Origin of the sequence: Deinococcus sp. Arct2-2 (assembly GCF_004801315.1) — a bacterium.
GTDB lineage: Bacteria > Deinococcota > Deinococci > Deinococcales > Deinococcaceae > Deinococcus.
In genome coordinates, this window is sequence record NZ_SSNW01000013.1 from 40714 (window position 1) to 63661 (window position 22948).

The window sequence follows — 22948 nt, forward strand, 5'->3', positions numbered from 1 at the left end:
CCACTATGGATATTCCACTGGCGTTTGCAACCAATCTGGCTGGCCTAAGCGGGCCGGTCGGCTTGGCCGATGACCTGTTGACCACAACTGTCCGGGGGGAGCCGACGCCGCGAGAACTGTACCGCCGGGTGTTGGCCCTATCGGTGCAGGCTGTGCCGGGCGTGCTGACTGGCCGTCTGTTCGGACGTGAGGCAGACGGCAGATTCCGGCTGCTGGCCGCCACTGGGCACGCGCTGGAGTTGCTGGACGCCCTGAACCTCGAGGCGCGTGATCTGGTGTATAACTCGGCGCACCGCAGCCAGTGGGTGAGTGGGTTTCGCGCCGCTTTTGGTGACCATTTGCCCACCGATCAGTTGGCGATGTTAGAGCTGGCCCACCAAGCAACGAGCCTGTACAGCACGCCCGACGATCCCAAAAACTATGCCGTGCAGGTGTTGATCGTGCCTGTCTTGGTCAGCGGAGAGGTGCGGGGCGTCTTGCAGCTCGACCGGCCTGATACACAGCGGACTGCTACAGAAGCCCGCCAGAACGCCTCCCTGCTAGAAGCCGACCTGACGCTGGGCCAATGGTGCGGGGCGCAAGTGGCACTGGTGATGCAGCATCTGGATACCGCCGCCACCTTGCTGGCCGGACACAAAGAACTGAATCTACTGAACCGGGCGCACGCAGCGGTCACGGGGGCGCGGGATCTGGAAGACTTGTTCCAGCGAATTATCAGCACGGTCACGGAACTGTTGGGCGTACAGCACGCCACGATTGCCCTCCTCGACGGCAACGTGCTGGTTCCTCAGCAACATGTGGGTGGCGGAGTTTGGGGGCTCAGTTATCCAGTAACTTTGGGTGTGGCCGGACGGGTGGCCCGCACCGGTATGTCAACCCTGCTGCCCGATGTTCACCAAGACCCGGAATACGTAGAGGAACACCCGGACGTGATCAGTGAGCTGTGCGTGCCGCTGCTGGACGGCGAACGGATAGTAGGCGTGCTGAATTTGGAATCCAGCACCCAGCGCCTGACTCCGCAGGATTTGAGACAAGTGCAGGCGCTCGGCGTGTGGCTGGGGCGGGCCATAGAGCGCGAGCGGCTGTATGCGGCCACCGAGCAGCAGCGGCGGGCGCTGGATTTGCTGCACCGGGTTCGCACGGCCGTCAGCCGCCCCCTTGACCTCCCGGAGACCATCCGCGCCGTCAACGAAAGCATTGCCCAGACGCTGGGATATCCGCAGGTCAGTGTGTATTTGCGCAAAGGGGACGAGTTGGTGTTGCAGCACCAACTGGGCTATGAGCAAGTCATTGAACGCCTGCCCATTGCAAGCGGCGTCATGGGGAGAGTGGCGCGAACCGGGCAGGCGGCATGGATTGAGGACATCGATCAAGATCCGGAAGCCCTAAAGGCGATGGAAGGCATTTCTTCTGAGGTATGTGTGCCGCTGTGCCTGTACGGGAAAGTGGTAGGCGTCTTGAACGTAGAAAGCGTGGGCGAGCGCAGACTGCGGGCGTGGGACGCCGAGCTGATTACAGCGGCGGGCGAGTACGTGCAGTACAGCCTAGAGCGGGCCTCACTGCACGCCGAAGTCAAAGACCGGGAAGTGTTGTACCGGCTGCTCGCCGAGAACACCAGCGACCTCGTCTGTCTGCATCAGCCGGGTGGCCGCCTGATCTATGTCAGCCCCAGCATTACGCCGCTGCTGGGTTTTGCCCCGTCCGACGCTGTGCTAAACAAGCCTGCGTTGCTGGTGCATCCCGAAGACCGCTACTACATACGGCGGGCTTTTCGGGCGGGCGGAGAGGCGATTCGCTGGCGGCTGCGGCACCGAGACGGGCGCTACATCTGGTTCGAAACCACCATCAGCCGCATTGAGCAGGTCACGGACGGCCCAGAGGCCCCACCCGGACAGTTCTTGACTTCCTCACGCGACATTACGGCGCGGCAAGGGGCCGAGGCACGGCTGGCTTGGGCCGCCACCCATGATCCGCTGACCCACCTGCCCAACCGCGCCCTGTTGTTCGAGCGCCTCAGCAGTGTGTTGCGGGCCGCCCAGCGCAGCGGCAACCACGCTTACGCCGTGCTGTACCTTGATATGGACCGGTTTAAGGTCATCAACGACAGTCTGGGGCACGCGGTAGGAGACGAACTGTTGGTGGCGTTTGCCCACCGGCTGCAGAGCACCATGCGGCAAGGCGACCTCGTGGCACGGTTGGGCGGCGATGAATTTGCCGTCCTGCTGCTGGGAACCCCGGAAAGCGGGACCCAAGACGGCGGATTGATGGAAGCCAAACGTGCGGCCGCGAGGTTGCAAGCGGCACTGACTGAGCCGTTTGCGGTGGCGGGCCACACCCTGCGGGTGGCGGTCAGCGTCGGCATCGCGCCGGGGCGGGCAGGACACACCACACCGGGCGACGTGTTGCGCGACGCCGATCTGAGCATGTACCGGGCCAAGCGGGACCGCCGCCACACGGTGGCCACCTTTGACCCCAGCATGCACGTCCGCGCCGTGCGCCAGTTGCAGCTGGAAGCCGACCTCCCGCACGCCGCCCGCGCAGGCCAACTCCAACTCCACTTTCAACCGATCGTCAATCTGATTTCCGGGCGGCTTCACAGCGCCGAGGCCTTGGTGCGCTGGCAGCACCCACAACTGGGCCTGATCCCGCCCGACGAATTCATTCCACTGGCTGAAGAATTGGACTTGATTGCCGATCTAGGCGACTGGGTCTTGCACCGCGCGTGCGCCCTCTACCAGAGCTGGAATGCGTCCCAAATGAGCCTTAATGTCAACGTGTCTACCCGGCAGTTTTTGAAAGAAGGCTTCGTGCAGCGGGTGGAGGCGGCGCTGAAGGTCCATGCCATGCCCGCCACCCACTTGAATTTGGAAATTACCGAGAGTGCTTTGGTGGAGGATGTGGACGAGGCCGCGCGCACGCTCGCCGGCCTGCGGGCCTTGGGTGTGCGCGTGCAGATCGACGATTTCGGCACTGGGCATTCCAGTTTGGCCTTCTTGCACCGTTTTCCGGTAGACGTGTTGAAAATTGACCGGGCCTTTATTGCCCGCCTCGGAGAAGACGCTGTGAGCGCCAGCGTAGTGAAAACAGTGGTGCTGTTGGCTCAGGCGTTGGGCGCGGGCGTGGTTGCCGAGGGCATAGAAACTGAACTGCACCGCAGCCACCTGCTGCACCTGGGCTGCCCGCTGGGACAAGGGTACTTGTTTTCTAGGCCGCTGCTGCCCGGTGAATTTGCAGCGCAGTGGTTGGGAGCGGCCCAAGCCGATTCGTCAAGCCCATCCCCAGAAGCCTAAAGGCTGTGTGGCTGGCACCCTAACGGGTGTTGGTGTGTCTCTCACAGTGCTTCAGCCAGGCGCTTTCAGAATGTAACCCATGAAACACCTTTTATTTCCTACCGTGGCTCAAGCCGACGCCTTCGTTCAAGACCTCCGTTCTCAGGGCGTCATCCGTGAAGAATTGGGCGAGTCCCGCGTGAACCGCACGTCTAGCGCCGCAACTACCTCTGGCACGCAGACCACGACCGAAGTCGTGGAAGTGCGCGGCAACCCTGACGAAGCCGGCGAAGGCGCAGTCAAGGGCACGGGTATCGGCGCTGTCGTCGGTGCTGTGGCCGGAGTCGCCGCCGTTGCCCTCACAGGTGGACTGGCCGCTGTGCCAGTGATTTTGGGCGCTGCGGCGCTGGGTTCGGGCGTGGGCGCAGTGGGCGGCGCATCGGCGGGCTACACCGGCGGCGAGGACGTCGTTCACCATGTTTCGGACGTGAACGATGACCACTACGAGCGTATGAACAGCACCGTAGAGAGCGGTGGCCGCGCCATTGCCGTAGACGACAGCATTCCCAGCGATGTGTTGGAAGCCGCTGTGACCCGTCACGGTGGACAGTTCGTCTGAGCTTAACGTGAACTGAATTCCCCCAACGAAGGAGGCCGCCTCTATTCTCTAAAGGCGGCCTCCTTCGTTGGCTTCACTCCGGAAACACTTCAGCCAGAATGGTCTGCGCCAAATCGTCGATGGTGTCCTGTTCCAGCGCCACTGGGTCGATGTCGCGCCCCAGATCGCGTTGCAGGCTGTAGAGGAGTTCCACGCTCATCAACGAATCGAAGCCGATGGCTAGGAAACTGCGGTTGGCAGTGAGGTCGGTTTCGATGCCGCCTTGCTGCCGAATCCACGTCACTTGCTGCTCAATGTAGTGGGTCAGCGTGTCCAACCGCTCGGGAGCAGGCAGTGGTGTAAGGGCGGCGAACAGTTGGCCTTTGGCTTTGTTGTGATTCAGGGCTGTCCAATCATGGGTCAGGGTCATGTTGTTCCTCCGGTATTAGTACCGCAGCAGCACGCTGGCCCAAGACAAGCCTGCGCCGAAGCCGCTGAGCACAAGGAGATCGCCGCGTCTAAGATCATGCGGGCCGTGCAGCATGCTATGCAGCAGAATAGGAATGGACGCCGATACGGTATTGCCTGTGGTGGCCAGTGTGCGCGGCATCCGCTCTAGGGGCAAGTTCAGCCGGGAGCGCAGGCCGTCCAGCACCAGGTGTGAGGCCTGATGAAATAGGAACAGCCGCACGTCATCGGTGGAGACATTGTGCGCGGCCATCAAACCTTGAAGGTGGGGCGGCACCATTCGGTAAGTAAATCCCAGCATCGTTTTGCCGTTCATATGGATCTGGTCGCGGGTGCGGGTGTTGGGGCCGTCAGTCACTTCAGGCAAGGGTTCGGGCGGCGTGGGGAGGCGGGCCGCGCCGCCAGGTACGCAAAAAGCGTCTTGCAAACTGCCATCGGTACCCCACGCCGACCCCAAAATATAAGAGGTGTCGTCTCCCGCAGTGACCCACGTGGCCGCCGCGCCGTCACCAAACAACAGGCGGGTCGAGCGGTCTTGGGGGCTGATCAGCTTGGTGTAGGTATCGGCAGTCACGATCAGCACGTCGTGGGCCGCGCCCGACGCAATCAAGCTGGAGGCCAAAATCAGGCTGTAGGTAAAGCCGGAGCAAGCCAGGTTCACGTCGAAAGCGGCGACATACAGGGGCAATTCCAGCCGCCCGTGCAGCAAGCAGGCGTTGGCAGGCAGGCGGTGATCGGGCGTTTGGGTGCAGAAGATGATGGTGTCAAGGCGGGGAGGGAGTTCGGGCTGATCGGCAAACAGCTTGCGGCAGGCGGCTTCGGCCAAATCGAGCGCAGTTTCACTGGGAGCGCTGATATGGCGCCGCTCTACCCCCGTATGCTTGGCCGCTTCCAGCACGTTCCAATCAGGAAATTGGGCGTGCAGATCGGCGTTGGTTTCTATGTGCTGGGGCAGATGCACCGCCACAGCCTCGAGGCGGACGGGTATCATGAGGGAGCGACCGGAAGGGGGACAGGAGGCGTCGGCTGAGACTGAATGAGGGCAGGTCTCTTCATGGACGCGAAATGCGCTTCGGTCAGTTCTTCCACCCGCCCCTGCATCAGCGCGGTTTGAATCAGTGGCACGCGGTAGGCTCCTTCGGGCGTCAGGCGAATGGCGGCGTCTTGGATAGTCACGAAACCCAATTCGGCGGCGGCTTGCCAAATGCCGGGGAAGTCTTCCAGCACATCTCGCCCAAAATTGGCGCGGTAGCTGGCGCGGTCTACGCTCAGGGATTGCAGGTTGCGGAACAGCAGCGAGAGCCGTAAATCTGCCGGAGTACGGGTGTAGCCGACTTCAGTGGGCAAGTGGCCCGCGTCCAGCGCAGCGTAATAGGCCGTGAGGGTGCGGGCGTTCATGAAGGTGGAACCGCCGTTCTGTCCAATTTGTTCGGGGCTGTCATCCGGGCTGTGATGATCTGGGCTGTGATGATCTGGAAAGTCCGAAATGGCTGCGTAGCCCCAGCCCCACACATCGTGGGCATCGAAGGTGCGGCGGCATTCCTCGTAGATGAAGCCCGCTTCTTGGCTCTGCTTTTTCTGAAAGTCATACGGCGTCAATTGTTCGTAGCTGCCCGCTGTCAGCAATTCACGGGCCAGAAGGTACATCTCGCGCACCAGTTCTGGCCCCGGCAACTCTTCGCGGCGGTTCAGGGCAAAGTCGGTTGCGCCGCCCACGTTCAGTTCGTAGTGGGTGATGTGTTCCACGCCCGACGCCATCAGGTCGCGCAGGTCGCGCTCTAGGTGCGTCAGCGTTTGCTGGGGCCAGCCAAAAATCAGGTCTACGTTGCAACCCAATCCCAATTCTGCCGCCCATTCCACCGCCTGAAACACATGCTTGGGCTGCTGTTTGCGCCCGCTCAGCAGGCTCAGTTGGTGGTCGAGTTGCTGCGCTCCCATACTGACGCGCGTCACGCCGTGCGCCTGCATCACCTCCAATTTTTCTCGGCTGAACAGTTGCGGAATGCCTTCCAGCGTGACTGGGGTTGCGGCGGGCAGGGCGGGCAGCAGGTCATGAATCAGGCTGAGTAAGCGCGGGTATTGGTGGGCCTTCAACAAATTGGGCGTGCCACCGCCAATAAAAATGGAACGGGGCTGCAACTCCGTCCAGCGTTCCCGGTACAGTTCGCCTTCGCGGGCAAGGAAATCCAGATACACGTCGAGTTGATCTTGATTGCTGTACGCCTCGGTGGGAAACAGACAGTAGCCGCAGTGGGCTGGTTCGGTGGTGAGACAAAACGGCAGGGCCACATACAGCTCACAGCTGGGGGCGTCGGAACCGGGCGGGCGGCCGTCCAGCGGCGTACCCGTGCCGCCCTTCCAGAAGCGGGGCGAGGGAAAGCTGTGCAGCACCTTGTTCACCTGCCGCTGCCTCAACTTGCTTTCAAAAAAGTGGCGGGCGGCGGCGGGCGTGGTCAGGTCGAGTCGGGTCATGGGGGAACCTCGCGCAAGGAACGCAGACTGTCAGTGGTAAGTAAAAAAGTCGTGGTGGCCGGAGAATTTGCACTCCCGATGACGAGAAAATACTTCTGAACCGCTCTGCTGAGGACCTACCTCAGTCGCAGCGGGCCGACACGTGTCAAACCGTCTAGCCTTAAATTTGGGGCCGGAAACAGCAACATCAGGGTGCAGACTTGCGGCACGGGAATAAAACCGCATGCCAGAAAAGTGGCCGCGTGGCGGGCGTCGGTGCGGGCGGCGAGGGTGAGCCAAGCGCCGCGCTCTGCACTGGCCGCAGCGGTGGCGTGCAGCAAGTGGCGGCGAGCAGTGGGCGTCAGGTCGTCGAGCAGCAGCAGATCTATAGCTTCGGCGGGGATATGGGAACGGCTGTGCAGCGGCCAAGCAAAGCTGGTGCTGAAGCCCTGAATGTGTCCGTGAATCTGGCTGACCAATGTGTGTGATTGAGCCAAGCGATGAGACTGGGGCGGTGAATGGAATTGATGGGCAAGGCCGGAAGCGTCCCACAGTTGCGCCAAATCGGAGCGGGCGGCGGCGCGGTCTAGCAGGAGATGACAGGCGGGCAAGTCGGCGAGTGTATAGGGGCGCACCTCTCCTCCACTCCGGCCAACAGTGTTGCGTCTAGGTCCGCCTTGCAGAGCTGACAGCGCCCGCAATCCGGCGCGTTCGGCGGGGTGACCCAGCGCACCGACTACTGCACGAGCATTTAGGAACCGCATCCAAAAATGGACGGATTTAAGAGGGCGGTAGCGGGCTGGAAATGCCCGCTGAAATGCCGTCCAGAACTGCGCGGCAGGTGTATGCGGCGCAGCGTTGACATAGCCCAACATAAACTCCAACCCGTGCCGACGGTGCGCCCGCTCCAGCGCATTGATCAGGCGGGTGGCGACTCCGCGTGAGGCATAGTCGGGATGCACGCTCAAATAGCTGCCTTGCGTACCATGCCGAATCTCAGCGCCCACACGTAGCGTCAGGCGATCGGCCAGAAAACAGCCCACCAAGCGCCCGCCGTCGTAAGCGGCCAAGCGAAAATCGTGGCTATCTTCGCCTGTATCCAGCACTTGCCAGCCCAGACTTTGCGCGTCGTACACGGGAATCAGGTCGCGGGCGAGGTAGCGGCCTTGCCAAGAGAGGTTGATCAGGGCGGCCAGTTCTGCCGGATCGCCGTCGAAGGGGCGAACCTCTATCCGGCCCGTGCCTGTCGGCTCTGCGCGGATGGCGACGGCGCTCATGCGAACACCCTATGTGCCTGCATCCGCCGCACTGCTTCGGTCAGGCCTGCCGAGATCTGGGTTACATCTGCCGCCGTGTGCGCCGCCGAAAGGTCTAGGGTGGGCAGAGTTTCCATATACACGCCCCCAAGCCGCAGGTACAGCGTGAGCAAGCGGGCCGCCCGCACGTTGATAGGCGTGAAGGCGCGGAAATAGGCGCGGGCGGGGTTGTGGGCGTCGGGCAGCGGGGCGGCTGTGGCGTCTGACCCGTCGGGATCAGCCGGAGGGAGAGAAAAAGCCAGCATGGAATACAGGCGCGGATGACCGTCGAGGTGGAGCGGGACGCCGAGACAGGCGGCGAGAGCGGCGACTTCTTCTTTCAGGTGGGTGTGGTGGGCATCCAGCGGCGCGAACAAGCCCGCTCCGGCCTGCGCGATGGCCCGCAACGCCGCCAGCGACGCCGTGACACTCAGCGAATTGGCGGCAGTCGTGGTGCTGATCCAGACCTTCTGGCTCACGTAATCGTTGACCAATCCGGCAGTCGTAGCGCGGTTCATCAGGTCGGCGCGGCCCCCCACCACACTGAGGGGCAGCCCCAAACCGCCCGTTATTTTGCCGAAACAACTCAGGTCGGGCTGCACGCCAAACGCTTGGGCCACGCCGCCCGGCGCCAGGCGAAAGCCGGTCACTACTTCGTCGCAGATTAGGGGAATGCCCAGTTCTGTGGTAACGCTGCGGAGTTGCTGAGCGAAGGCCTGTGCGCCCGCGAGATCGTTCATCATGAAGCGCGGCACGGGGTCGAGCAGCACGCCCGCCAATTGTGCGGCGTGATCGCGGATCAGTTGCAGGGCGAGGGAATCGCCGTAGGGCAGGATTAAAAATTCCGCGCCCGCCGCCTGAGACACGCCCCCGGTGGCAACTTCGGGAGCAATGTTGTCCAGTGGCCCTTCCGAGGTGCGGCCTGCCCAAGTCAGCGCCGGATTTACGAGGCCAGACTCGTGCCAGCCGTGATAACAGCCCTCGAATTTGGCGATCAGGGTGCGGCGGGTGGCGGCGCGGCACAGGCGCACGGCGGCGGTAATGGCGTCAGCCCCGGCGTGCAGAAAGGCCACCCGCTCCAGCCCCGGCACCAGCGCACAGATGGTTTCGGCCAACTCCACCTGCTGAGACACGAAATAGCCCGCGCCGGGTCGTTTGCCCAGTGCGGCGGCGAGGGCGGCCACCACAACGGGTGGATTGTGGCCCAAGATGCCCGCCGTATAGCCCATGTGCGCGTCTACGAAGTCGTGCCCATCGGCACACACGATGCGGCCCGCTTGCGCTTCCTCCAGACACAGCGGCAACACCGGGCTGAAATAGGGCAGTTGCGAGCGGCCCCCGCTGAGGCACTGTTGGGCGCGGGCGTGCCACTCCAAAGATCGGCGCTGGCGGGTGGCAACGGCAGCCAGCACACCTAACACGTCGCGGTTTCCGGCAGCCAGCAGGTTCAGCGCCCGCTTTTGGTCGGCGCCGAGTGACAGCGGTGCGGCAGTCATGACTTGCCTGCGCTTGGAAGCGGCAAAAATCCACTCTTAACCATGCCTGACAGGTAAAACCGAATCAGATCGGCGGTCACAGGCGGGCAAGTTAGGCCTTGCGGGGCGAGCTGGGCCACTGCCTGCGCTCCGTCGAAGTGCGGGGGCCGCAGCCCAGTCGCCTCAGCCACACCCAGATGGGCGATCAGGGGGAGCAGCGTGTAGAGCGAGTTTTCTGGCCCCGCTGCCTCTATGCGGGCCTGCCAGTCGCCGTAATCGGTGGTTGCCAGCGGGTAGCCGGAGGCGCGCAGGTATTCAAAAATGTCGTTCAGGGGGCTGCTTTCGGGGTTGACGAGATGATAAGTCTGCCCCTGCGAAGCCTCATTCAGCGCCAAGTGCACCAACCCAGCGGCGGCGTAGTCGGCACTGACAATATTCAGACCGCTGCGGATGCTGGGGGCTACGCCCAGTTGCACGCAGCCCCGCAACAGGCGGCACAGCGCGTCGTTTTCGTTGCTGACGCCGGTGCGCGTATCGCCGCCGATGACGCTGGGGCGGTACACCGTGACCGGAATACCGCGCCCGCACGCTTGCCGCGCCACACTTTCAGCCACCCAGCGGCTTTGGGCGTAGCCGCCCGTCACGGTGGGCAGGGCGTCTATGTCTTCGGTTTCGGGAATCCGGGCGCGGCCCAGCAAACGCGAACTGCTGAACAGATGAATGGTACTCACAAAATGGACGGGCTTCAGGTGGCCGCGCACCGCCAGCCGGAACAGGTCGGCGCAGGCGTCTACGTTGCTGGGTTTGAGGGTGGCGTAAGCGTAAGCGAAATTCACGGTGGCCCCGGCGTGAAACAGGGCGTCTACTTCGTCAGCGAGGGCAGAAAATCCAGCTTCTCCCAGTCCGAAGTGGAGAGAAGTCAGGTCGCCGGGATGGGCAAGGACACGGCGTTCATCCCAAACGGCATCGGGGCAAAATCGGCGCTGAGCGGCCCGCAGACGTTCTAGGGCGGCTCCTTCAGATTCGGCCCTGACCAAACAATGGACGGTCAAGTTGGTGGTTTCCAGCAGTTCGGCCAGCAGATGTGAACCAAAAAACCCGGTGGCTCCGGTCAGGAAGACGGCCCGCCATTGCTCCGGCGCTTTGGCCTCGGCTCCGGGCGCGGGCTGAATATCGGCGGCCAAGTTCACGTCGGCCCGCAAGAGGTCGGTGGACTGCTCTAGGTCGGTGTCGTCGGCCTCGAATTCGGAAAGATCAAGTAGATTGGATTCTGTGGGTTGGGTTCTTTGGGCCAGCGCCACGCCTGCCGCCACTCCTGCCGCTGTGGGGGACGAAAACATCAGCGCAACGGGCAAAGTGACGCCCAAGCGTTCGCGCAGTTTGGCCCCCAGTTCTGTAGCTAGCAGCGAATCGCCACCCATCAGGAAAAAGTCGTCGTGGATGCCGAGGTCGGCGCGGTTCAGGACTTCACGGAACACGGCCAGAATGTCGCGCTCTAGGTCGGTGCGCGGAAGGGCGCTGGCGGTGGCCGCCGCAGGAGACGGGTCGGGCAACGCCGTGGTATCTACTTTGCCATTGGCCGTCAAGGGAAAGGCGGGCAGCACGGCAAATTGGCGGGGAATCAGGTGGGCGGGGAGGCGGCGCTCCAGTTCAGCCCGCACGTCGGCAGCCAGTTGATCGGCGGCCCAAGCGGGCGGCGGCTCAAGCTCCTGCTCTGTCAATAGGTGGGCCAGTAACGTGCGCTGTGTGGGCGTGAGGTGGCTCATGGTTGGCCTTCTTCTGGCCCTGCCCGTGTCTCCGAAACTGCACTAACTCGCTCCAGCAAGCGGGCAAAACGGGCCTCTGGACGCAGATCAGCGATACTGGCGGCGCGGGTGGCTGCCACTCGGTCAGGTTCCAGTAGGCCACCCACCAGCGAGTGAACGACACGCTGCGCCGGGCCGAGGCACAGGGCGCGGGCCACAGCCGCCTCATCCAACTCGCCTACCTGACACACGCCCAGCGCTGTAGATGCAGCCTGAAGCTCCAGCAGCCCGGTCATCAGCCCCGCCTCCAACGTGCAAAAGTGAATGGAGCGGTGGCCGTACACGGGGGCGATGGCCCGCACATGGGCCACCAAGAACAGGGCGAAAGCGGCCTCGTCGAACATGGGCCGGTTGATGAGAGGGTGGTAGGCGGCGCGGGGCAAGGGCGGCGCGTCGGGGATGGCATGCAGACTGCCGGAAGCGGTGTCGAGGACGTGCAGGCCAGCTTCCAACCCCTGTATGCGGCCCGCCCGCGCCCACAGATACGCGCCCACCGGGTACAGGTCGCCCGCCGAGGCGTAGCGCCGCCGCCCGGTGAGGGGATCGGGCAGGAGTGCGCCCAGCCACGCGCCGAACAGGGCCGCAGGCACAGGCTCCAGGGCGAAGCGGCGAAAGCTGCGGCGGGCGCGGAGCCGCTCTAGGTGCGGGCCGATGGGTGAAGTGAGTGGGAAAGTGGTGCTGTGTTCGGAAAGAGGGGCAGATGTTTTTTGTTTGAAGGCAGCGCGGGCTTCCAGCGTGGTCAAGAGCTTGAGTTCTGCGTCTAACTTAGTATTGCCACTCTGGTACGGGCGCAGCAAGTCGGCGGCGTGCAGCAGTTCAGCCACGAGGGAATCTGGGGCAGAAGCTTCGGCGGGTGCGTCTGGCACAAGGTAGGCCGTGAGCGTGGGCTGTCCGGCGGGGCCGGGGCGTACCGTGACCAACGTGTCCCGCACACCCGGCACGGCACGGATGGCGGCTTCGACTTCTCCGAGTTCGATGCGGTGGCCGCGAATTTTGACTTGGCGATCTACGCGGCCCAGCAACTCTAGGGTTCCTCCCGGCAGTACGCGCCCCAAATCGCCTGTGCGGTACAGCCTTTCTCCGGTGCGGGGATGCACAAAAAAGCGGGAGGCACTGCGTTCGGCGTCCTGCCAGTAACCCAGCGCCACGCCTACGCCGCCAATAAACAATTCTCCGGGGGCCAGATCGGGCGCGGGATTCAAGGCCGAGTCCAGCACTTGCACCGTTTGGTGGGACATCGCGCGGCCATATGGAACGCTGGCCCAGCCGGGATCTAACCCCTTAATTTCATGCAAGATTGACCAGATCGAAGCTTCGGTGGCCCCGCCCAAACTGACCAACCGAGCGTGTGGCAAGTGCTGTTGTACGGTTGGCAAGAGGCCCAGCGGAATCCAGTCGCCGCTCAGGAGTAGCAGACGCAGGGAAGCCAACCCGTCAGAATTACCCGAACTTAACAGCATCCCCAGCAGCGCCGGAACCGAATTCCAGACCGTGACGCCGTGAGACCCAATCAGGTGACGCCAGTGGTCAGGATCGCGGCGGCCCGTGTGGGTGGGCAGCACCAGCGCCGCGCCCGCCGCGAAGGTGCCGAACAGGTCGTACACCGACAAGTCGAAGGTAAGCGCCGACACGCCCAAGACCTGATCAGAGGGGCCAATGCCGAAGCGTTGGTTCACGTCCAGCACGGTATTGACCGCGCCCCGGTGGTCGATCATCACGCCTTTGGGCTGCCCGGTAGAGCCGGACGTGTAGATGATGTAGGCGAGGTCGCTGGGCAGAATGGTAGGGAGCGGTAAGTGGGCGGCGGGCGGGGGCGAATCGGTGAAGGGCAACACCGTTAGACCGAGTGGAGTGGGCAAGCGGGCCCGCAAGTGCGGCTGCGTGAGTGCCAAGCGTGCGCCGCTGGCTTCCAGCAAGCTCAGCAGGCGTTCGGGGGGCTGATCGGGGTCAATGGGTAGATACGCGCCGCCCGCCCGCAGCACCGCCAACGCTGCCGCCGCACCCTCCCAGCCGCGTTCCATGACCAATGCGACAGGCTGCCCTGCACTTACGCCAGCGGCCCGGAGCGCCTGTGCCCAAGCTGCGGTCAGGGCGTCCAGTTGGCCGTAAGTCCAAAGTTGGTCGCCTGCGATCAGGGCCGGAGCATTGGGTTGTGCGGCGGCGCGAGACTCGAACAGGCTGGGCAAAGTGGCGGAAGTGCGGTACGGATCGTGGGTAAAACCGGGAGCAGGCGAAGTGGCCCGCGCCTCCAACTGGTGAGCCGGGGCCAAAGGATAATGGGTGGCCGTCCACGCTGCCGCGCCGCGGGCAAGGTCATGCAACAGGCGCACGTTGGCCGCAAACATCTCGTCCAGCACGCCGGGAGCAAATAGTGCGGCGCGGGCGTCCCAGTGGATATTCAGGCCGCCGCCCTGCTCGAACACCTGATGATCGAGGCTGACCTGCGGCGTTTGAGACAGGCCGTACACCACGTCTACGGGCAGCGGCGGCGGAATGGTGTCCCCGGCGCTGAGGCTCCCCGCGAGGTGGCTGGTAAACACGACGGGATATAGGGCGTGCCGCGCTCCGGCGTCTTTTGCGAGGTCGCGCATGACTTGTACGCCGCTGTAATACCGGTGTTCTAGGTCAGCCCACAACTGCGCCTGAAGTCGGGCGGCGCGGGCGCTGAAGGGTTCGGTGGGTTTCAAATCGAAGGCCAGCAGCGTAGTTCCGGTAAAGTCGCCCACCAAGCGCGGCACGGCGGGATGCAGCGGCAAGCGGTTGAAGACGGTCAGATTCAGCGAAAAGCGGCGGCTTCCGCTCCAGCCCGCCAACACCGTGCCAAACGCGCCCAGCAGCACACTGGCAGGCGTAACGCCGTGTTGGTGGGCCAACGTTTTGAGCGCCTGCCACTCCTGCGGCTCTAAGCGGGCGCTGCGGCGAGAGAAAGTGCGTCCGGCGGGGCTGTCTTGGGGGGCGGAATCGGGGGCACGGGGCCGGGGCAATTCGGGGGCTGGGGGGAGTTTGGGCAGGCGGGCCGTCCAGTACGCCTTGGAGGTGGCCTGCACCTCGAAACCCTCCAGCGAGGCTGCGGCTTGGCAATAGTCGCGGAAGGAGATCGGCAGCGGCGGCAGCGCGGCGTTGGGGTTGTTGTAATACACGAACCAGTCTTCCAGCACCAGTTGGAAGGAGCGCAAATCGAGCAGCAGCATGTCGAAGGACACGCATACTCGCGTGACACCGGACGCGAGCCGCAGCGCCCGCAGGTCGAACATGGGCCACACGGCGGGATCGTACACGCGGGCCTGCACCTCGGCGCGGTTGGCGCTCAGGCGGGCGTCTTGCTCGGCGGCGGGCAGATGTGTGAGGTCAGTTTCGGCAATCTGAAAGTCCGGCACTTGCGCCAGCACGCGCTGAAGGCCGTCCGGCTGCACCACCATCCGGAGTTGATCGTGGCGGGCGACGACTTGCCGCCACGCCCGCGCCATGCGACCTATATCGGTCATCGCCAAATCGAATTCGCTGTAGACGTGCGCCCCTACGCCGCCCAAGTCCAGCCCCTCTTGGCGTCCCAGCCAGTAAGCGTGCTGAATATCGGTGAGCGGGAAGGGAGCGTGGGCGTGGGCCGGATGAGGTGTGACGGTGGGGAGGGCTGCGGGCGGTGGAGCCGTTGAAGTTGAAACCGCTGGAGCGGATGCTTCTTTTTCTTGCAGGAGGCGCAGCAGCAAGGCCCGCTTTTGGTCGGGGGTCAGGTGAGCCAGTGGGTCTGCCGCTACCTCCGGGGATGGGCCAGTGACGGTCATGCACGGCCCCGCTGCTCGGCCAAGAGTCCGGCCAACATCGCGTCCACATCGGCATCGGGGAGGGTTTCGACGTGTTCCGCGAGGTTGCTGGCTGGAGCAGTGAGCAGCGTCATTGGCTGAAGCTCCGGCACAGGCGCGGTCAGGCTGTCCAGCACGAATTCGGTCAGGCCGCGCAGCGTAATGCCCCCGACGAACTTCATGGGCGACACTTTCACGCCCGTTTCGGCCTGAATTTGGCTGCCCAGTTCCACGGCCATCAGCGAATCCACGCCCATTTTCATAATCGCCTGATCGTGGTCAAGTTTGCCCGGAGACGTGCCTAGAATACGGGCCAATTGTTCGGCGAGGCGGGCACTCAAAGCCGTTTGGCGTTCTTCTTCGGACAGATCGAGGAGTGCGGACAGGAAGCCGCCTGCCTCTTGGCTAGACGCTTCGGCGGTGGCAGAAGACAGCAGAGGCGCCAAACGCGGGGGCAACGGCACACCGCGAGATTGAACGAGCAAGGGCCAATGCAACGCGGCCACGCCGACTGCACCGGGAGCGTGGGGGTCACGGCTTAGTGCGGCGGGCCACAACTCGCCCAACGCCGCCAACAGTTGACCTACCGGAACGGGCGTCACGCCCACTGCTTCCAGCCGCTCGGCCACCGCCGCTTGCCCGGTCAAGTAGCCTACATCGGCCACTGCGCCCCAGTTGACGGTCAGGGCGGGCAGTCCGTCGGCACGGCGAGCATCGGCCAGAGTGTCTAAAAAAGCGTTGGCGGCGGCGTAATTGGCCTGCCCCAAGTTGCCGATCAGGGCACTGACCGACGAAAAACACACGAACACATCCAGCGCATCGGCCCGCGTGTGGGTGTGCAGATTCCACGCGCCCAGCACTTTGGGGGCCGTAACGCGGGTGTACCGTCCGGGGGTCAGTTGCTCGATCAGGGCGTCATCTATGACCATTGCTGCATGGAACACGCCGCGTAGTGGCCCTAGTTGCCGGGTGCGTTCCAGCAAGGCTTCTACAGCGTCCGGGTCGGCAATATCAGCCTGCTCTAGCGTGATCTGCAAGCCGTCTGTGTGCTGCAGAAGGTCATCAATACTGGCCCGCGCCGCCTCGCTGCCCGCACTTCTGCCCACCAGCACCAACCGCCGCGCCCCACGCCCCGCCAACCAGCCCGCCAGCGCCAAGCCAAAGCCGCCCAAGCCGCCTGTGATCAGGTACACGCCGTCTGGACCGAGGTGCACGGGTTCGGGGATGTGCGACAACTTGGCCGGAGCTTCGGCGGTCAGGGCCAACACCACTTTGCCCGTGTGCCGCGCCTGCGCCATAAAACGGAAGGCCGATTCTGCCGCCGCATACGGGAACACGCGGTAAGCCAGCGGGGCAAGCTCGCGGGACTCGAACAGGCCCATAACCGTGTGCAGCAGGCCCTGCATCATCTGCGGGCGGTCGACCCACATCCGGTCTAGGTCTACGGCAAAGTACGACAGATTGTTGCGGAACGGGGCCAAGTCCAGCGGGCTGTTTTGGTAGATATCGCGCTTGCCGATTTCCACGAATTTCCCGTAGGGACTCAGGCAACTCAGGCTGCGCCCGATGGCCTCGCCCGACAACGAATTGAGAACGATGCTGACGCCCCTGCCGCCGCTGGCCGCCCTGACTTCCTCGGCAAAATCCAGCGTGCGCGAATCCATGACGTGCGCCGCGCCCAAGGCCCGCAAGAGTTCGCGTTTTTCGGGTGTTCCGGCGGTGGCGTACACGGTGGCCCCGGCCCGCACGCACAGCGCGATAGCCGCCAAGCCCACGCCGCCCGCCGCCGCATGGATCAATACGCGGTCATCCGGCCCCAACTGGCAGAGGGTATGCAGCGCGTAATACGCCGTCAGGTACGCAATCGGCAGGGTGGCGGCAGCCTCGCTGGACAGGTGAGCGGGGCGGCGCACCACGTAGGGCAGCGGCACGGTGCGGAAGCTGCTCAGCGCGTCGGGGCCGCACAGCACCACCGCGTCACCGGGCGCGTATTCGGTCACGCCTTCGCCCACGCGCTCGATAATGCCCGCCGCTTCCATGCCGTAGGAGCGCCCGGTAAATCCGCCTTCCAGCGCCTCGTCGGGCAACATGCCCATGCCCACCATGATGTCTTTAAAGTTGAGTGCGGCGGCTTCCACACGCACTTCCACTTCTCCGGGTGCGGGAGCGCGGCGCGGCGTGACCTGATGCACCAAACTTGACAGCACGCCGGGACGCTGAATGTGAATGCGTGTGGCAGTGTTGGCGGAGACATCGGAGCCGGAAGCAGTCAGAGAATCGCGGCTGGGACGGGTCAGCCGGTGAACCCAGCGTACCGATTGCCCTTCTTGCTCACGAAAGGCCACTTCATCCTCAGCACTATTGCCCAACAGTTCCCGCACCAGTACGCCCGCACTCGCCGCCGCTGGAGCCGCCGGGTCAAGGTCAAGCAACCGGGGCACGAGGTGCGGGTATTCGGTGCCTACCACGCGCCCCAGCCCCCAGAGACCCGCTTGCATAGGCGTAACCCCTTTGCCGCCCACCGCCTGCGCTCCCCGCGTGACCAGCCAAAGCGCCGTGTGTGTTTCAGTAGTAGCCAACGCCTGCACCAGCGCCAGCACGCTTTGGCCGCCTATAGTTTCGGTCTGTTGCAAGTCGGAGATGGACGGCGCGGCAGGAGAATTCAGACCCCAAGCGAAGATAATTCCAGCAAAAGCCCCGGCCTGTGCCAGCAGCGCCGTCAGAGCAGCGCGGTCAGCAGGCGCAACCTCCGCAGCGCTGGGAATGTGCGTGCCCAGCGGGGCCACCACTTGCACCGTACCCTGCCGCGCCTCCAATTCGGCCCGAAGTTTGGCGGCAAAGTCGGCTTCGTCGGCAAAAAGGAGCCAGCGGCCAGCGGGGGTCATGTTGAGAGCGGTAGGAATGGCGGCCAGATCAGCGACAGGCGCACGGCCCCACACCAGTTCGCGCACGGCCAATTCAGATTCGGGCGCATCGGGCAAACTCTGCACGGCTTTAAAGCCCGCAGCGGTCAAGGCGTCGGCCAGAGGACTGGACACCGTGCCAAGCTCAGGCAAAAGCGCCGTCCATGCAGGCAAACGCTGGGTGCGTTCCAGCAGCAGCACGCCGCCGGGGGCCAGCAATTGTCGCAAGTTGGCGGCGGCGTCTGCACCTACGTCCACGCCCACCACTACGTCAAATCTCTGTTGTTCACCTTCCCACTGCTCGGACAGTGGGCGGGCGAGGTCGAGCAGCAACGTTTCCGGCACAGCAGTCAGGCTTTGGCCTGCGCGGGCGGCGGCGCGGTCTAGGGCGTCTGGGTCGGCATCAGCCAATGTGAGAGAGACGGTGGGGCGAGCTAGGGCAGAGGCCAATTGTGCCGTCAACCCACCAGATATACCGTTCCGTGCAGCGTTCAGTTCCAACACCCTCACAAGCTGGGGCGAGGTTCGAGCGTCCAAGTTGCGGGCATCCAAAAGACGGGTCAGCGCCGACGCCAACAGCGTATGCACGGGCCGCACGGTGGGTGAAGCAGAGCGCAGGTGGTCTAAGGGGCCGGAAAGTCCGTCAAGCGCGGAGAGGTTGGAAATTTCAGTAGGTGAGGGAGATATCGGAGCCAGAGGATCTGCACGATCAGCTTGCAATCTTGCCGCCACCGTTGACCCGGCGCGGTGAAGCACTTGCAATTCGGCAGCGTGACCGGGAAAGCGTGACCAGAGCGAACGCCAGAGGGTTTCGGGGTCAATTTCAGTTGAACCGGAGACGGCATCGGCCAACGCCTGCGCCGCCACCTTCAATTCAGACTGAGATTCAGATGCGCCTATCAGAGCGGCCCTTGCATACAGACCCGCAAGCCGCGCACTCAGGGTTTCAAAATCGGCGCGGTCTTGGGGCGTGCCTATGCGGGCCAGCGTGTCGGCGCGGATTTCTTCTAGGCCAGACTGGGCGGGCAATGTCAGGGCCAGCGGCGCAGCTTGGCCCGGTTCCAGCGGTTGCCGCTCCCACGTGTGGGCGTACAGCATGGCGTCTAGGCCAGTGGCCGCGCTGTCTATCGCCTGACAACTCAAGCCGCGCACCTCGGCCAGCACGTTGCCCGCCGCATCCATCAGGGTCAGGTCGCCCGTGATGCGGGCCGTGTCCCAGTGGGTCAGGCGGGCGTGAGCAGCGAGGGGGGCGGAACTGTCAGCAGCGGGCGTAAAAATGAGTTCCCGAATCTGCACCGGCAAATACAGGCGGCCTTCTGGGGCATCGGGGAGCGACGCTACAGCGCCCAACAGGAGCTGAAAACAGGCGTCCAACACAGGCGGGGGGAACAAACCGTCTTCATGCGCCAGCGCGGGCCGCAGCATTCCTAAGGCTTCCCCGTTTCCGGCTCCTAGCCACACCTCTGACAAGCCCCGGTAATGCGGACCGTACTGCAAGCCCAGCGCGTGAAACTGGGCGTAAAAGGCGTCGGTGGGATAGGGGCGCGGGCAGCGGGCGCGGAGCATGGGCAACGATTCTTGCCGTGCCAGATGGCCTCCCAATCGGCGCAGTGTAGCGCTGGCGTGTGGTGTCCAGTCTTCTTCGGCGGCGTCGTCGGAACCTGCGGCGTCTGCGGCACTGGCGGGGCGGCTATGCACATGTAGAGCGTGGCGGGCGTCCACGACGGTTTGCACCACACGGCCCTCACCCGGCGGCAAGATCAGGGCTTCGGCAAAGGTGATATCGCTGAGAACGGCCCCGCTCTCATCAAAGGTTTCGCGGGCGGCGGCCAACGCCATCTCCACGTAGCCCGCGCCGGGAAACACCACTTCGCCCTGCACCACATGGTCTCGCAGATCGGGCGTGCTGTAGGCGTCCAGCACGTTTTCCCAAGCGGGCGTGGCCGAATCTTGGCGCTCGCCCAACAGGGGATGTAGCTTCAGGCCGAGGCGTTCGCGGTGGGCGCGGGCCGTTTCGTTCCAGTGGCGCTCGTGCTGCCACGGATACAGCGGCAGGGGCAGATGCCGGGGCGCGGCAGTGTGGATGCGGGGCCACGCCATCTCCCGTCCGAGCGTATAGAGGCGGCCCAACGATCCCAGTAACGTGACCCGTTCGGGTTCCAACCGCCGCAGCGACGGCAACACCACGCTGCCTGTGCGGGCGTGCGTTTGGGGGGCCGCCGCGATGCAGCGTGTCAGGCTGGCAGACAGAGCAGGGTGGGCGCTGACCTCTAGAAAGACGTGTGGGCCGCCCTGCAACATCTGCCCGATGCCGCCTTCAAACAGCACCGACTGGCGGATATTGTGCCACCACGCGGTCACGTCCAACTCTGCTCCCTCTACATAACGCCCAAAGGTGGTGGACATCAGCGGAATGGTGGGCGCACGCGGCACCAGCCCCCCCATCACCGTAAAAAACTCCGCGCGAATTTGTTCCATCACCGGGCTGTGAAACGGCACGTCTACTTTCAGGAAGGCGTTGAACACATCGGCAGCGGTCAGGCGGGCGGCGATGGTTTCTAAGTCGGCGGTCACGCCCGCCAGCGTGAGGTCGGTGGGACTGTTAATGGCGGCCACCGACACCCGGCCCGGAAATTCGGCCACCAGCGCGGCGGCCTCCAAGGGCGGCAGGGTTACGGCCAGCATCTTGCCTTGTCCGGCGGTGCTGTGTTGCAAGCGGCTGCGCTGATAAATCAGGTGTACGGCGTCGGGGAGGGACAAAGCCCCGGCAATATGGGCCGCCGCCGCTTCACCGAGGCTGTGACCGATAATCACGTCGGGCAGCACGCCCCAACTGGCCCACAGCCGCGCCAACGCCACTTGCAGGGCAAAAATGGCAGGTTGAGCAATCTGCGTTTCATTGATGCGCGACTCTTCTTCAGGGCGAGTCAGTTCGGCCAGCAGGCTCCAGCCGGTATGGACGGCCAGCAGCGCGTCTATTTCTTCTAGCGCGGCGCGGAACACCGGTTCGCCGCCCTTCCCCAACAGTTCGCGGCCCATTGCCCACCACTGCGGCCCCATGCCCGCAAACACGAACGCCAGCGGCACCCGTTCACCCTCGGCCACCGTGCGGCCCTGCGCCATGCCTGCCCGCATTTCACCGTCTAGGAAGGCTTGCAACTGCTCCTGCCATTCCGGGTGGCTGCGCGGCGCAAGACTCAGGCGGTACGGGTGATGCTCACGCTGACGGCCCAGCGTGGCAGCCAGTTCGGAGAGCGGCAGGTCGGGATGCGCGGCGGAAAAGTCTCGGTATTGTTCGGCCACAGCCCGCAACGCTTCCGGACTGCGGGCCGAAAGAGGCATGAATTCGGCGCGGTTCTGTGGCTGAGTTGACTGGGGTTGGACTGACTTGGCCTGAAGGTCTGGCATGGGTGGCGCACTGTCCAGCACCACATGGGCATTCGTGCCGCCGAAGCCGAAGGAATTGATGCCCGTCAGGAACGACTGCGAGCCGTCTGGGTCGGTGGGCCAAGCCTGCCGCCCCACTGTGACGCGCAGACCGTAGGCATCAAACGGGATGGCCGGATTGGGCGTATGGAAGTGCAGATTGCCGGGAAGCTCGCGTTGCTGGATGCTGAGAGCGGCCTTGATGAGTCCAGCCATGCCCGACGCGGCTTCGAGATGCCCCACATTGCTTTTGACCGACCCGATCAGGCATTCCGGTTGGCCGGGCGCGTAACTGGCCCGCAACACCTGCCCCAGCGCGTTCACTTCGATGGGATCGCCCACCACCGTCCCCGTGCCGTGTGCCTCCACATACCGCACCCCCGCCGGATCGAGGCCCGCACGCGCGTAAATACCGCGCAGCAAGGCCGCCTGAGCTTCTCCATTGGGTAGGGCAATGCCCCCAGTACGCCCATCTTGGTTGATGTCGGCGGCACGGATGACGGCGTAAATGCGGTCTCCATCGGCCTGTGCGCGGCTGAGAGGCTTCAGCACCAGCACACCTGCGCCCTCGGCCCGCACGTAGCCGCTGGCGTCGGCGTCAAAGCTTTTGCAGCGGCCCTGCGTAGAAAGCATCTGCGCTTTGCTGAAACCCATCGTGTTTTCGGGCCGCAACATCAGGTTCACCGCGCCCGTGAGGGCCACCGCACATTCCCTGCTCCAGAGCGCCTTGCAGGCCAAACTGACCGCCACCAACGATGATGAACAGGCCGTATCGACGACAAAACTTGGCCCATGAAAATCGTAATGGTAAGAAATCCGGTTGGCAGTGATGCAGGTGCCGACGCCCAAATTGGTGAACGAATCGATGGAATGGCGGGCATTAGAGGCGGTTTGGATACCCGCGTAATCGCAGGTGGACACACCCATAAACACGCCTGTATCTGACCCCGCCAGCGTGCTGGGCGGCAGTCCCGCATCCTGAAAGGCTTCGTCGGCCACCTCTAGCAGTAGGCGTTGCTGGGGATCCATGCGGGCCGCCTCACGCGGAGAAATGCCGAAGAAGGCCGCGTCGAACTGATCTATATCCCGAATAAAGCCGCCCCAGCGGGCATAAGTGCGTCCCGGTGCACGGTGATCGGGATTGAAATAGGCATCCACCCGCCAGCGTTCCGCCGGAATCTCGGTGACTGCGTCGCCTCCATCCACCAAAAAATTCCAGAACTGGCGCGGAGTATTGGACTGGCCGGGAAAGCGGCAGCCTATGCCGACGATGGCGATAGGTTCGGCAGGCTGAGCAACTTCAGCAGCCAACCCCGCACCGTCCACAGCAGGAATAAAGGCGGAAGGCGTCCACTTGGAATTCGTCATGGTGTACCTCTGAGGAGAAGTGAAACCAGAAAGACGGGCGCGGCAGCGGTGAAGAAGGACTGAATCTGTATGAAGACGAACTGTAACCGA

The 22948-nt window shown here is 63.9% G+C and carries 10 protein-coding genes; 2 read left to right on the plus strand and 8 right to left on the minus strand.

Annotated features, from left to right (window positions below):
* Positions 1 to 5: 5 nt before the first annotated feature.
* Both E7T06_RS08155 and E7T06_RS08160 read left to right on the plus strand, forming a co-directional pair.
* A complete protein-coding gene (locus tag E7T06_RS08155) occupies positions 6 to 3290 on the plus strand; it encodes an EAL domain-containing protein (RefSeq protein ID WP_136365338.1) in 3285 nt (1094 codons plus the stop codon).
* Positions 3291 to 3369: 79 nt separating this feature from the next.
* Entirely contained in the window at positions 3370 to 3888 is a 519-nt protein-coding gene (locus E7T06_RS08160; protein ID WP_136365339.1) for a hypothetical protein, read from the plus strand.
* 73 nt (positions 3889 to 3961) lie between these two features.
* On the opposite strand, the gene E7T06_RS08165 is transcribed toward E7T06_RS08160, so the two are convergent.
* The 8 genes from E7T06_RS08165 to E7T06_RS08200 form a co-directional block, all read right to left on the minus strand.
* Positions 3962 to 4297, minus strand: a complete 336-nt coding sequence (locus E7T06_RS08165; RefSeq protein WP_136365340.1) for an acyl carrier protein — start codon at positions 4295 to 4297, stop codon at positions 3962 to 3964.
* Positions 4298 to 4312: 15 nt separating this feature from the next.
* A complete protein-coding gene (locus E7T06_RS08170) occupies positions 4313 to 5326 on the minus strand; it encodes a ketoacyl-ACP synthase III (protein WP_136365341.1) in 1014 nt (337 codons plus the stop codon).
* Positions 5323 to 6807: a radical SAM protein gene (locus E7T06_RS08175; protein ID WP_136365342.1), complete on the minus strand. Its 1485-nt coding sequence runs from the start codon at positions 6805 to 6807 to the stop codon at positions 5323 to 5325. Before E7T06_RS08175 ends, E7T06_RS08170 begins: the two co-directional genes overlap by 4 nt.
* 116 nt (positions 6808 to 6923) lie before the next feature.
* Positions 6924 to 8063 (minus strand): GNAT family N-acetyltransferase, encoded by a 1140-nt coding sequence (locus E7T06_RS08180; protein ID WP_136365343.1) that lies wholly within the window; start codon positions 8061 to 8063, stop codon positions 6924 to 6926.
* Complete coding sequence (locus E7T06_RS08185) at positions 8060 to 9577, minus strand: aminotransferase class III-fold pyridoxal phosphate-dependent enzyme (protein WP_136365344.1); 1518 nt, start codon at positions 9575 to 9577, stop codon at positions 8060 to 8062. Before E7T06_RS08185 ends, E7T06_RS08180 begins: the two co-directional genes overlap by 4 nt.
* Positions 9574 to 11322 carry a thioester reductase domain-containing protein gene (locus E7T06_RS08190; RefSeq protein WP_136365345.1) on the minus strand — a complete coding sequence of 583 codons (1749 nt, stop codon included), beginning with the start codon at positions 11320 to 11322 and terminating at the stop codon, positions 9574 to 9576. The genes E7T06_RS08185 and E7T06_RS08190 overlap by 4 nt, the downstream gene beginning before the upstream one ends.
* Complete coding sequence (locus E7T06_RS08195) at positions 11319 to 15143, minus strand: amino acid adenylation domain-containing protein (protein ID WP_136365346.1); 3825 nt, start codon at positions 15141 to 15143, stop codon at positions 11319 to 11321. The genes E7T06_RS08190 and E7T06_RS08195 overlap by 4 nt, the downstream gene beginning before the upstream one ends.
* On the minus strand, positions 15140 to 22858 hold the full coding sequence (locus E7T06_RS08200) for a type I polyketide synthase (protein WP_136365347.1): 7719 nt from the start codon (positions 22856 to 22858) through the stop codon (positions 15140 to 15142). Before E7T06_RS08200 ends, E7T06_RS08195 begins: the two co-directional genes overlap by 4 nt.
* Positions 22859 to 22948 lie beyond the last annotated feature (90 nt).